The organism is Pannonibacter anstelovis, from assembly GCF_036881715.1.
Taxonomy (GTDB): domain Bacteria; phylum Pseudomonadota; class Alphaproteobacteria; order Rhizobiales; family Stappiaceae; genus Pannonibacter; species Pannonibacter anstelovis.
Genome location: NZ_JBAKBF010000009.1, coordinates 152,720 through 165,437, shown reverse-complemented (window position 1 = coordinate 165,437; position 12,718 = coordinate 152,720). Strand labels below are relative to the sequence as shown.

Sequence of the window (12,718 nt, the reverse complement as noted above, 5' to 3'; positions counted from 1 at the left end):
GGCTTACCCTATGCAGCCTGCCCGTCCCATATGGCTCTTGTCTTGCGTCTTCCCAAGGGTGCCGGACTGAAAGGCAGCTGGCAAGCCCATGGAGAAAAAGAAGAAAGATTGCAGCCAGAGCCTGGCGGATGTGACCTGTGCGCGCCCTGACCGTTTGCTGCCACCTTGCGCCCCTCCCAGAGCTGCCGGGCGCTGCATGCTCAGCATCAGGCCGGAGTTTGCGCCGGTGGCGCGTAAGGGAAAAGACCTGTGCGGCAATAAAGCATGCCGGATCTGTCGCAGAATTGAGACAGGTGCGGAAGGATCAGCCGTCGAGGCCAAACTGGCCCATCTTGCGGTACATGGTGGCCCGGCTGATTCCAAGATCGCGGGCTGCTGCCGAGACGTTGCCTTTAGCTCTGGCAAGGGCGCGCCGCAGGGCTGCCTTTTCTGCGGTGCGTGGATCTTCTTCCGCAGCCGTGCCGAGAAAGGGGGCGGCACCGGGTGCAGAGGCAATGAGGGCGTCTGTCAGGCCCAGCATCTTGCGGGCGAGACGGGTTGCTCCGATGATCACGTCATCCGGGTCCAGCGCCAGAAGAGAGACGCCCCCTTGTCCGTGTCCCTTGGCGACGACGATGCGGCATCCCGGGAACGCGGCGCGAAAGAGATCGCTCTCCACCGAGCGCGCACTCTCACTGACAACCATCCCCAGCACCTGTGCGTAGGCGAGCGAGAAATCCCGCTGACAGCTCGAGATATCCAATACGGCGGCCAGCTGCCCGAGGTGATCGAAGATTGGCGCGCCAATGCAGCTCATTTCGGTGTTGCTGACACGAAAATGCTGATCTTGATGCACGATGATCAGCCGTTTTTCGATGGCGCAGGTGCCAATGCCATTGGTGCCCTGCTGGGCCTCGCTCCACACACCGCCTGCGGTCAGCCCCCAGCGGGCAAACTCGTGCTGATCGCCGGGCGCTTCGCGGGTCTCCAGCACGAGACCATCCTTGTCACTCAGCAGGATGCTGCAGCCGCTAGGGGCGAGCGTTGCATTCAACCTGTCAAGGGCAGGCACGGCGATCTCAAGCAGGGATCCCATCCGGTCGCGAGCCTGTGCAAGTGTATGGTCTTCCACCCGCACGGCTGGCCGGTCCAGATTGGGGTCGAGGCCGTGATACAGCATCGAGCGGCGCCAGGACGCTGCCACCAGAGAATGTGCAGCGCAGCCGTTGTTCTCAACCGTTTCCCGCACCCTGTCGGCGTGCTTGCGCGTCGGATCGTGAGAACCTGGCAGCATATAATTCTCCCCCCTACATGATGCACACTCACCCTGTATGGGTACAGCCGACCAAATTCGCACCAGCTTGTCAAAGTGATTTCTGTAGGAATTTCAATCTCAAGTCCAGAGAATGTGTCCATTGGCGCGGTTATGGCAGGGGCGTATAAAACCGGGTTAGCCGATTGACCGCAGGCCTGCTCCGCCCTAATGGCTGAGACAACACCATTTTATCGAGACTTCCGGAAAGTTTTGCCCGTGGCCCAGGCCCCTCAAACCCCGCAAAAGCCCGCCGCCGCCGCTGAAACCGGTCATGCCGCCTTGCCTGAGCGCGGGGCCGCCGTTTCTGCCGCTGCCCGCCCGGGGCTGCCGCCTGCGGCCCGCTGGCCGGTGATCCTCGAAACCGCCGGGTGGAAGGATTATGCCCTGCTGGACATGGGGCGGGGCCAGAAGCTGGAACGCTATGGCCGCTTCACTGTGGTCCGGCCCGAACCGCAGGCCATGGGCCTGCCGCGCCTGAAGAAGCCGGTCTGGGACAGGGCGGATGCGGTCTTCACCGGTGATGTGGACGAGGAAGGCCCTGGCCGCTGGAAGTTTGCAGGCAGCGTGCCCGAGACCTGGGAAATGGCCTATGGTCCGGCGCGCTATCTGGGCCGCTTCATGTCCTTCCGCCATGTGGGCGTCTTCCCCGAGCAGGCTCCGCATTGGGACTGGGTGATGAACAAGGTGCGGGAGGCGCGCGCTGCCGAGCCTGGCCGTCAGGTCAAGGTGCTGAACCTCTTCGGTTACACCGGCCTTGCCTCATTGCTGCCCGCTGCTGCGGGCGCCCATGTCACCCATGTGGATGCCTCGAAGAAGGCGATTGCCTACGCCCGCGAAAATCAGGACCTGTCCGGCCTTGGCGATCTGCCCATCCGCTGGATACTGGAAGACGCCAGCAAGTTCGTGGCCCGCGAAGTGCGGCGCGGCAGCACCTATGACGGCATCATCCTGGATCCGCCGAAATATGGCCGCGGCCCCAAGGGCGAGGTGTGGGACCTGTTCGTCAACCTGCCGGAGATGCTGGACATGCTGCGCCAGCTGCTGTCTCCCAATGCCCTGTTCATGATCCTGACGGCCTATGCCATCCGCGCCTCTTTCCTCTCCGTCCATGAGCTGATGGCTGAAACCCTGTCGAAGCAGGGCGGCCTGCTGGAATCCGGCGAGCTTGTCATCCGCGAGGAAAAGGGCGAGCGCTGCCTGTCCACATCCCTCTTTTCCCGCTGGAGCGGCGCATGAGCGAGCAAAGACCCCGCATGGGGGCGGTGAAGCAGATCACCAGCCATTCCAACCCGATCATCAAGGAGATCAAGGGCCTCGTTGCGCTGCGCAAGCACCGGACGCAGTCTGGCCTCTTCGTGGCGGAAGGGCTGAAGCTGGCAACCGACGCGCTCGATGCGGGATGGACCTTGCGTTATCTGGCGCTGGGGCCGGAAGCGCGGGATAATCCGGTCGCTCAGAAGGCAGCCGCCACCGCCAAGTCACGCGGTGCGCTGATCCTGGAGGTGAACACGGCCATTCTGGAAGGCATCACCCGCAAGGAAAACCCGCAGATGGTGGTGGGCGTCTACGAGCAGCAGCTGACGCCGCTGGACCGTATCGACCCGGCCCAGTCTACCGTCTGGATCGCCCTCGACCGGGTGCGTGATCCGGGCAATCTGGGCACGATCATCCGCACGGCTGACGCGGTGGGGGCTTCCGGTGTGATCCTCATCGGCGATTGCACCGATCCCTTCGCAGTGGAAGCGGTGCGCGCCACCATGGGCTCGCTCTTCCATGTGCCGCTGGTCAAGACCTCCGCCGAGGCGTTCAAAGCCGTGATGGCCAAGTGGCCGGGCACTGTGGCAGGCACCCACCTTGCCGGGTCTGTCGATTATCGCACGGTGGATTACCGGGAGCCCGCGCTCCTCGTCATGGGCAACGAGCAGCAGGGCCTTTCCGATGATCTGGCTGCGGCCTGCAAGACGCTGGTGCGTATCCCCCAGGCAGGGCAGGCGGACAGTCTCAATCTGGCGGTCGCCACCGGCATCACGCTTTATGAAATCCGCCGCAAGCACCTGAACCTCTGACTGGCCGGGAGGCCCCCATGCGCCTGTTCATCTTCGGAGTTGGTTATTCCTCGAAGGCCTTCGTGGAACGTATCCGCAGCCGTTGCAGCTGGATCGGCGGCACCACGCGCTCCGTGGCGAAGGCAGAGCAGCTGAAGGCGCTGGGTGTCGAGCCCTTCCTGTTTGATGGCACACAGCCTGGAGAGGGCATCCGGGAGGCGCTGGCTGATGCGACCCATGTGCTCCAGTCCATCGCGCCCGATGAGGCAGGCGATCCGGTACTGATACACCACGGCGTGGATGTTGCCGCAGCCCGTCCGCAGTGGATTGGCTATCTCTCGACAGTCGGCGTATATGGCGATCATGATGGCGCCTGGGTGGATGAAGACACCCCCTGCCGCCCGGTATCGCGCCGGTCCGTGCAGCGCGTGGCGGCCGAAAACGCTTGGCTGGAGTTTGCTGCGACGACGGAGCTGCCGGTGCAGGTTTTCCGTCTGTCCGGCATCTACGGGCCGGGCCGCAATGCGCTCATCAACCTGCGCGACGGTACCGCCCGACGGCTTGTGAAGCCGGGTCAGGTGTTCAATCGCATCCGTGTCGAGGACATTGCAGGTGTGCTGGAGGCGTCGCTCGCGCAGCCGAGAACGCGCATTTACAATGTGACAGATGATGAGCCCGCACCGCCGCAGGATGTGGTTACGTATGGGGCTGAACTTTTGGGGATACAACCGCCGCCGGAGCAAGATTTTGCAACGGCGGATCTTTCGCCTATGGCACGCTCTTTTTATGGCGAGAACAAGAGAGTTTCGAACGGTCGTATTAAGCGTGAATTGAGCTATAAGTTCCTGTATGAGAACTATAGAGTGTCTCTGTGTGATTTGATTGAGAGATGATAATTGTAAAATTTTACAATGTCATAACGTCAGTTTTAACGTGCAGTTTGCACCCTCTTTGACTTCAGATTGAGTATTCTTGACCGGGCATGCTTTTGGCTTGGTCGTTTTGGTCTTTCATTAGGCAGTTTCACTCATTATTAACGCGCTTCTTTCAGCCTTGTGAAAATAAAAGAACACGAGGCTTAAGATGAAGTTCCGCTACGTCACGCCACTTCTCGGACTGGGTGCATTTGGGTTGCAGGCGGTGGCTCAACCTGCAGCGCCTGATGCTGCCGCGCTGATCACGCCCGCCGTGATCGAGGAGATCAGGACGGCGCTCGGCAATCCCATTGTGCCTCTGTCGGTCAAGGCGCAGAACGGAAAGCGCGGCAGGATCTCTCAAGCGGAGATCGATGCGCTGGACAAGCAATGGGTGGATGAGCGCAAGGCGAGCGACAAGCCCCTGATTGCTGCGACACTCTCGGCCCCGTTGTCCACCTATCTTTTGCGCATGCAGGCTGGAAGCCTGGGCCTCTATGCAGAGATCTTCGTCATGGATGCCAATGGGCTGAACGTCGGGCAGAGCAGCATCACCAGCGACTATTGGCAGGGCGACGAAGCCAAGTTCCAGAAGACATTTCCGGTTGGAGCCGACGCTGTATTCGTGGATGAAGCTGAATGGAACGAAGACCTCAAGGTCTGGCTGTCGCAGCTGAACGTGACGATTGCCGATCCTGAAAGCGGAAAGCCTATCGGCGCTGCCACCATTGAAATTAACCTGACCGAGCTCGAGCGCCGGTCCGGCGCAGGCAGCTGACAGGAGGCTGAGTATGCTGAAGAATCTTTCTGTTGGCCAAAAGGGCATTGCTGCCTTCGCCGGTCTGTCGCTGATCAGCCTCGCGGCAGGCCTTACTACCTACTACAAGACTGTTGCCGCTGCCGATGCGGTGACAGCTATGTCCCGGCACTATCAGGTTGCCACGCAGATCGACAACCTTGAGGTGTCTGTGATTGAGGAAAACCTTGAGCTGAAGGTCTTCCTGCTGACTGGAGACCGGGAGGCTCTTGGCCGTGCAAAGGCCATGGGAGATGAGGTCAAGGGACTGCTCGCCACGCTTGGCAGCAGTGTAGCGGATGTCTCCCCTTCCGATGCCGGCCTCGTGTCAGACATCACATCGACACTGAATGCCTGGCAGGTGCAGTTTGTCGATGCGCAGATCCAGAGCATGCGCACGCCCGAGACAGTGGATCTTGCCCGGGCCATGGAACTGTCGGGTGAAGGCAACGCGCTTCAGGCCAAGGCCACTGCTGCCATCCGTGCGCTGGAAGAGACAATCGACGCGAAGATCGGTAGCCTGGCTGAGGTCGAGAAGGCAGCCTTGTCCGATGCACGGACAATCGCGCTGGGCAGCGCTGGGCTGATGCTGTTAGTGGCCATGCTTTTCGGCTACCTGAACTTCCGGCTGGTTTCGCGGCCGCTGAAGACCCTGTCGGTCGTGCTGGGGCGTCTGGCCAATGGCGATCTGAGCGCACAGGCGGACCTGAGCGGCCGGCGTGACGAGATTGGCGACATGGCCGGCGCCATGGAGATCTTCCGCGATAACATGTTGCGGACCCGCGATCTGGAAGCTGCTGCAGAGCACCAGCGTGCAGAGGCTGAAGAAGCGCGCAAGCGCGGCATGGGCGCCGTTGCCAACTCCTTCGAGCAAGCCGTGCTCTCCATCTCCGATGAGATGATTGGCGGCCTGACGAACCTCAAGGGCACTGCCTCCTCTCTGGCTACCATTGCCAGCGAGACAAACCGCCAGGCGGCGTCCGTTGCCGAGGCTTCCCAGCACACGACGAACAACGTCAACACGGTTGCGAGTGCTACGGAAGAGCTGTCGGCTTCCATCGCCGAGATCAACGAGCAGGTGCACTCTGCCTCGAAGGTGGCTGCCAAGGCGGAGACCGAGGTGGATCGCTCCAATCAGGCGGTCGGCAAACTGCAGGATGTGGTGGTCCGCATCGGTGATGTGACGCGTCTCATCAATGACATCGCCAACCAGACCAACCTGCTGGCTCTGAATGCCACCATCGAGGCTGCCCGTGCGGGTGAGGCTGGCCGTGGCTTCGCTGTTGTCGCCAGCGAGGTGAAGGCGCTGGCCGAGCAGACTGCCAAGGCGACCGAAGAGATTGACGGCCAGATCTCCGAGATGCGCGCAGCTGCGTCGGAGTCCATTGAAGCAACTGCTGCTGTTGCAGAAATGGTGAAGCTGATTTCCGAGCGTACCACGGCGATGGCTGCGGCGACCGAGCAGCAGAATGCAGCCACCAACGAGATTGCCCGCAACGTCTCGCAGGCGGCCAGCAGCACCCATGGCGTGACAGACTCCATCGGCACGGTGAGCAACTCGGCGCAGCAAACCGGCATCATCAGTGAAGACATGCGCCAAGCCATCGAGGAGCTGCATGAGCGCTCTGCACGCATGCGTCAGGCCATGACAGACTTCCTAAATCAGGTGCGAGCTGCCTGAAAGTGCGCAGAAAACGGGCGGCCGGGCTGGAAAGTCCGGCCGCTTTCGTATTTGCGGCGCGAGGAAAGGGGGAGGCTCAATCTGCGTTGGTCGAATTTAATGATATGATTGTAATATTCATATTTCTCTAATAGATAAAAAATGTCTCTACCAAAAATCGTGCAGCTGAGTAATTGTATAAAATTTTAAACAAATTCTGCTCCAGGCTAAACCTTGTGCGTGCAGATGTTTCCGGATGGACATCTGTTGGCCGGTATAATCTGCGCATACAGACACTGATTTTGTATGGAGGCGCGATCACGTTTGTGGTCAGCGCGGCCTGGTCTGCGTTTTATGCTAGTGCCGGTTCTTGGCTGCATGCCGCCTATGCGTTGCTGTCTGCCCTGTCCGGGGGTGTGATGCTGCTGCTGGCGTGGCGCTCTCATCTCAGGGCTGCGGCGATTGTCATGTCGCATGCAATCCTTCTGACCACTTTGATCGGATGCTTTTTCGACGCGCCGCCAGATGGCTTGAGCAGGTCCGTGCACTTTCATCTGTTTCCCATCGTTGCGGCGACTTTTCTGGTGTTCAGCCACGAGGGTTTCTATCTGCGGGTGCTGCTGCCTGTCTTTGGGGTGCTGTCTTTTCTGGTTTTCGCCTTGGGTCTGGCGCCGCTGCCTCCGAAGGAACTTGCCAGTCCGGTCGCCGGTTTGACCGCCGTTGTCTGGTTGCATACCATCACCGGCGTTTTGGGTCTGTGTATTGTGGCGGTTGTCCTGCAGACCAGCGTGAGTGCCCGCCATACGATGGAAGGGGAGATCCGAAGGGCAATCGCCAGGGGGGAATTCCATCTCCTGTATCAGCCTCAGGTGAGCGCGGCGGGTCAGATGCAGGGGGCGGAGGCCCTGCTGCGCTGGAAGCATGGCAAAAAGGGCAATATCTCCCCCGGAGCCTTCATCCCGCTGGCCGAGGAGACCGGGCTGATCATCCCCATTGGAGATTGGGTGCTGCGGGCGGCCTGCGCCCAGCTCGCGGCCTGGGCCGCATCGCCCCTGACAGCGCAGCTGACCGTTTCCGTCAATGTCAGCGCCTCGCAGTTCCGCCAGCCTGATTTCGTCGAACAGGTGCGCAGCATCGTCCGGCTGAGCGGCGCGCGCCCGGAACTCCTGAAGCTTGAGCTGACAGAAAGTGCCCTTGCCGAAGATGCTGCGGTTGTCAGCGGCAAAATGCAGGCCCTCAAGGATCTGGGGATCAGCTGGTCACTGGATGACTTCGGGACGGGCTATTCCTCGCTCAGCTCCCTGAAGCAGCTGCCCTTTGACCAGTTGAAGATTGACCAGTCCTTTGTCCGTGATCTGCTGAACGATGACCGGAACCTCGCCATCGTCAGCACCATCCTGCAGCTCGGTCAAAGCCTCGGTCTCGACATCATTGCCGAAGGTGTGGAAACGCAAGCGCAATTTGCTCTGCTGCGGCAGGCAGGCTGCTCCAGTTTCCAGGGATATCTTTTCAGCCGCCCTGTTTCCGCCGGCGATATTGCTGCCTTCATGGAGGCCGGCGCCATCCACCCGGCTTTTGCAGGCTCATATTCTGCACCTATGCGGGCGAGTGGTCTGGCTGCCACTTGACATTGCTCTTCCCAAGGCCCATCTGTGTATTCGTGCAGCAATGCCGCAGCCCGCGAAAGGGTGCGGAGAAGAGGCCGTTAGGCTTCTGTTAACCACGCAAGTGAGAAGCTGACACAAGGCAGTCACCAGTCAAGCCTGACAAAAGGTGACGATCCTCCAATGACAACTGTCATCGAGCCGTCGAAAAAGCCAGCTATAGAGCTGGCCGATGACCTATGATGTGACGTAAAGAAAGAAGAAAAATGGACCACGGAAATGTAAAGTGGTTTGACATGCACCGGGGAATTGGTGCGATCGAACCTCAGGAAGGGGACGACGTCCTCGTTGATCTGGCGAGCCTGCGCCGTTCCGGCATCGGCAGCCTGCATGAAGGCCAGCTTGTTGCCTTCGACATGGCCTTCCGCGCCGGCCGCAGCATGGCCGAACATGTGAAAGTGCTGTAAGCCGCCGTATTGCTGTGGCTTGCAGCTTGCTCCTTGCCCTCGCGTTTCTGCCTGTGGATGGATGACGTTTCTGGAAGACGGACTGATGCAACGTTCGCCCGGAAATGCCTGCAGGATTACCATCAGAAACGCGCAAGGCTCCCCCGGCGGTCTCACCGGCCGCCGCTCAGCCTCTCTCCCCCTCAGATCGGCAGAACGTGGGTGTCCTTGACATCCTCCATCACCGCGTAGGTGTGCGTTTCACGCACGCCCGGCAGGTTCAGGATCACCTCTGCCAGAAACTGCCGGTAGTGGCTCATGTCGCGTACGCGGCTTTTGATGAGATAATCAAAGCCGCCCGCGACCATGTGGCATTCCAGCACTTCGGCCGAGCGGGCCACCGCTGACGCAAAGGCGTCGAAGACGTCCGCCGTCGTCTTGTCCAGCTTCACCTCCACGAAGACGAGCAGCCCGAGATTGAGCTTCTGCGGGTTCAGCTCTGCCGTGAAGCGCAGGATGTAGCCTTCGCGGATCAGCCGCTTCATCCGCTCCGAGGTGGCGGTGGCGGACAGGCCGATCTTTTCGGCCAGATCCGTGTTGGTGATCCGCCCATCCTCCTGCAGTGCGCCCAGGATTTTGCGGTCGATACGGTCCAGGTCCGGAATATTCTCCATTGAGAGGCCTCATTTCCAGAAAATATCAGGTTTTATAGCTTGATTTTGGCGAAAACCAAAGTGGGGTTGAAGGTAATCTGGTGAAAAGCCCTATTGCGCCTCGCGCCTGCCGGAGATCCGATCTTGATGCCTGCATCCGCCCCGATTGCTCCCGTTCTTACCGCTTCCCCTTTCCGCGCGGAGTTCGCTCCCGATGATGGCGCACTGGTGCGCCGCATGCTGGCGGAAACCCGCCTTGCTGCTGATGCGGAAGCGCGGATCGATGCCAAGGCCACGGCTTATATCGAGGACATGCGAGGTGCCCGCTCCGGCCTTGGCGGCGTCGAAGACTTCATGCGGGAGTTCGGCCTTACCACCCGCGAGGGCCTTGCCATGATGGTGCTGGCCGAGGCGCTGCTGCGCGTGCCCGATGCGGCCACCGCCGACAAGCTGATTGAGGACAAGCTGGCCGCCGCGAAATTCGGCGAGGGGGAAGGGCGCAAGTCCGACACCTGGCTCGTGTCCGCTTCTTCCTGGGCGCTGGGCGTCACCTCGCGGCTTCTGCATCCGGGCGACACACCGGACAGCATCCTCACCAGCCTCGTGCGCCGGATTGGCATGCCGGCCGTGCGCACGGCGACGCGGCAGGCCATGCGCCTTCTCGGCCACCAGTTCGTGCTGGGCGAAACCATCGAGGATGCGCTGAAGCGGGCCAAGGTTCTGGAGCCGAAGGGCTACCGCTTCTCCTATGACATGCTGGGCGAGGGGGCGCGCACGCAGGCCGATGCGGAACGCTATTTCCGCTCCTATGCCGCCGCCATCGAGGCCATCGGCAAGGCCGCCGGCTCCCGCCCCCTGCCGGACCGTCCGGGCATTTCCGTCAAGCTTTCGGCGCTGCATCCGCGCTATGAGGCGGTGAAGGAAGAGCGGGTGATGGCCGAGCTGTTGCCCCGCGTGCTGGACCTTGCCCGCATGGCCCGCGCCCATGACCTCAACTTCACCATCGACGCGGAAGAGGCTGACCGGCTGGAGCTGTCTCTGGACCTGATTGCGCGGCTTGTGGCTGACCCGGTGCTGGACGGCTGGAACGGCTTCGGTCTTGCGGTGCAGGCCTATCAGAAGCGCGGGCAGGAGGTCATTAGCTGGCTTATTGATCTGGCGCGCCTCTACAACCGCCGCCTGATGGTGCGGCTCGTCAAGGGCGCCTATTGGGATACGGAGATCAAGCGGGCGCAGGAACGGGGGCTCGCAGACTATCCCGTCTTCACCCGCAAGGCCGCGACGGACCTGTCCTATCTCGCCTGCGCCCGCCGTCTGCTGGCCGCGCGGGATGTCATCTATCCGCAGTTCGCTACCCACAATGCGCTTACGGTCGCCCAGATTCAGGAGATGGCAGGTAAACCGGAGGGTTTCGAGTTCCAGCGCCTGCATGGCATGGGCGAAAGCCTCTACAAGGCCGTGGTGGAGCGGGATGGTTATCCCTGCCGCATCTATGCGCCCGTTGGTGGCCACAAGGATCTCTTGGCCTATCTGGTGCGCCGCCTGCTGGAAAATGGCGCCAATTCCTCCTTCGTCTCCATCGTGGGGGATGCCAGCATTCCCGCAGCAGATCTGTTGAAGCGCCCTGTGGAGCTGCTGGAAGGCGGTGAGCGCGCCCGCAACCGTTCCATCGCGCTGCCTGCAGATCTCTATGCCCCCACCCGCCGCAATGCGGCCGGGCTGGAACTGGGCGTGGAAGCCGAGCGCAATGCACTGCTTTCCGGCATGGCCCGCCAGAGCTTCCCGGCTGTCACCGCCCGCCCGCTGGTGCCGGGCCATGATGTGGCCGCCCGCCCGCGGGCCCTGCTGTCGCCCATCGACGGCAGCCTTGTGGCCGGTGAAGTGACCGAGGCGGACGCGAAGCTGGCGGCATCTGCCATGGAGGTTGCGGCCAAGGGCTTTGAAAGCTGGTCCCGCACACCGGTTGAAGACCGTGCCGCTGCGCTGGACCGGATGGCAGATCTGATGGAAGAAAACCGCGACCGGCTGATGGCGCTGCTGGCGGCCGAAGCCGGCAAAACGCTGACGGATGGCATTGCCGAAATCCGCGAGGCAGTGGATTTTTGCCGCTATTATGCTGCCGAGGCGCGCGGGCTCTTTGGCGAAGGACGGCTGATGCCTGGCCCCACGGGCGAGGAAAACCGCTACCGCCTGCGCGGACGCGGCGCCTTTGTCTGCATTTCGCCCTGGAATTTCCCGCTCGCCATCTTCCTCGGGCAGGTGGCTGCCGCGCTTGTTGCGGGCAATGCTGTGGTGGCCAAGCCCGCCGAACAGACGCCGCTGATTGCCCATGAGGCGGTGCGCCTGTTCCATGCTGCCGGTGTGCCGGAAACCGCGCTGCTCTATGTGCCGGGCGACGGTGCGGTGGGTGCGGCGCTGACGTCCCATTCCAGGGTCGCCGGCGTAGCCTTCACGGGCTCAACGGAAACGGCCTGGGCCATCAACAGTGCCCTTGCCGCCCGGCGCGGGCCCATCGTGCCGCTGATTGCGGAAACCGGGGGCATCAATGCCATGCTGGTGGACGCCACCGCCCTGCCGGAACAGGTCTGCGATGATGTGGTCACGTCAGCCTTCCGCTCCGCCGGGCAGCGCTGCTCGGCCCTGCGGCTTCTGTTCCTGCAGGAGGATGTGGCGGATCATCTGCTGGAGATGATCGAAGGTTCGGCGCGTGAACTCACCCTCGGCGACCCGCGCCTTGCTGAAACCGATATCGGCCCGGTGATCGACCGCGAAGCGCGGGACAACATCCTCACCCATGTGCGGGTGATGGAATCAGCCGGGCGGCTGAAATTCTCCGGCAAGGAGCCGGACGTGACCCTCGCGGGCGGCACCTATGTGGCCCCGCAGATCATCGAGCTGGAACGGCCTGAGGATCTGACGCGGGAAGTCTTCGGCCCGGTGCTGCATGTGGTGCGCTACAAGGCAAAGGACTTCGGCGCTATGCTGGAAAAGATCGCCGCCTCCGGCTACGGCCTGACGCTCGGCGTCCATTCCCGCATTGACGCTACGGTGAAGCAGGTGGTGGACCGGCTGCCGGTGGGCAATGTCTATGTCAACCGCAACATCATCGGCGCCGTCGTCGGCACCCAGCCCTTTGGCGGCGCGGGCCTCTCCGGCACCGGCCCAAAGGCTGGCGGCCCGGCCTATCTGCAGCGCTTCGCCCTCGAACAGGTCATCTCCCTCAACACTGCCGCCTCCGGCGGCAACGCCAGCCTGCTGGCCCATTCGGGGGAGTAGGGGAGCCACGTGTCTCCCGGTGAGCTTGTC

10 protein-coding genes are annotated in these 12,718 nt (G+C 61.8%); 8 read left to right on the top strand and 2 right to left on the bottom strand.

What is annotated here, in order from left to right; genetic code table 11:
* Positions 1-304 precede the first annotated feature (304 nt).
* Positions 305-1,273 carry a helix-turn-helix domain-containing protein gene (locus tag V6L75_RS15065; protein WP_334252301.1) on the bottom strand — a complete coding sequence of 323 codons (969 nt, stop codon included), beginning with the start codon at positions 1,271-1,273 and terminating at the stop codon, positions 305-307.
* Positions 1,274-1,510: 237 nt separating this feature from the next.
* Between V6L75_RS15065 and V6L75_RS15060 the strand changes: the two genes are divergently transcribed.
* The 7 genes from V6L75_RS15060 (at position 1,511) to V6L75_RS15030 (ending at position 8,780) form a co-directional block, all read left to right on the top strand.
* Positions 1,511-2,530 carry a class I SAM-dependent rRNA methyltransferase gene (locus tag V6L75_RS15060; RefSeq protein WP_334252300.1) on the top strand — a complete coding sequence of 340 codons (1,020 nt, stop codon included), beginning with the start codon at positions 1,511-1,513 and terminating at the stop codon, positions 2,528-2,530.
* Positions 2,527-3,360, top strand: coding sequence for a TrmH family RNA methyltransferase (locus V6L75_RS15055; protein WP_334252299.1), 834 nt, complete (start codon positions 2,527-2,529; stop codon positions 3,358-3,360). The genes V6L75_RS15060 and V6L75_RS15055 overlap by 4 nt, the downstream gene beginning before the upstream one ends.
* Before the next feature lie 17 nt (positions 3,361-3,377).
* Positions 3,378-4,232: an SDR family oxidoreductase gene (locus tag V6L75_RS15050; protein ID WP_334252298.1), complete on the top strand. Its 855-nt coding sequence runs from the start codon at positions 3,378-3,380 to the stop codon at positions 4,230-4,232.
* Between the two features lie 190 nt (positions 4,233-4,422).
* Complete coding sequence (locus tag V6L75_RS15045) at positions 4,423-5,031, top strand: hypothetical protein (protein WP_334252297.1); 609 nt, start codon at positions 4,423-4,425, stop codon at positions 5,029-5,031.
* Between the two features lie 13 nt (positions 5,032-5,044).
* Positions 5,045-6,730, top strand: coding sequence for a methyl-accepting chemotaxis protein (locus tag V6L75_RS15040; RefSeq protein WP_334252296.1), 1,686 nt, complete (start codon positions 5,045-5,047; stop codon positions 6,728-6,730).
* 521 nt (positions 6,731-7,251) lie between these two features.
* A complete protein-coding gene (locus V6L75_RS15035) occupies positions 7,252-8,337 on the top strand; it encodes a putative bifunctional diguanylate cyclase/phosphodiesterase (RefSeq protein ID WP_334252295.1) in 1,086 nt (361 codons plus the stop codon).
* Between the two features lie 242 nt (positions 8,338-8,579).
* Entirely contained in the window at positions 8,580-8,780 is a 201-nt protein-coding gene (locus tag V6L75_RS15030) for a cold-shock protein (protein ID WP_019963447.1), read from the top strand.
* A 182-nt stretch (positions 8,781-8,962) separates the two neighbouring features.
* On the opposite strand, the gene V6L75_RS15025 is transcribed toward V6L75_RS15030, so the two are convergent.
* The gene (locus tag V6L75_RS15025) at positions 8,963-9,433 is read right to left on the bottom strand and encodes an Lrp/AsnC ligand binding domain-containing protein (protein ID WP_334252294.1); all 471 of its coding nucleotides are present in this window, start codon (positions 9,431-9,433) and stop codon (positions 8,963-8,965) included.
* Positions 9,434-9,559: 126 nt separating this feature from the next.
* Here V6L75_RS15025 and putA point away from each other — a divergent pair, with 126 nt between their 5' ends.
* Positions 9,560-12,688, top strand: a complete 3,129-nt coding sequence (gene putA / locus V6L75_RS15020) for a bifunctional proline dehydrogenase/L-glutamate gamma-semialdehyde dehydrogenase PutA (RefSeq protein WP_334252293.1) — start codon at positions 9,560-9,562, stop codon at positions 12,686-12,688.
* Positions 12,689-12,718: the final 30 nt, after the last annotated feature.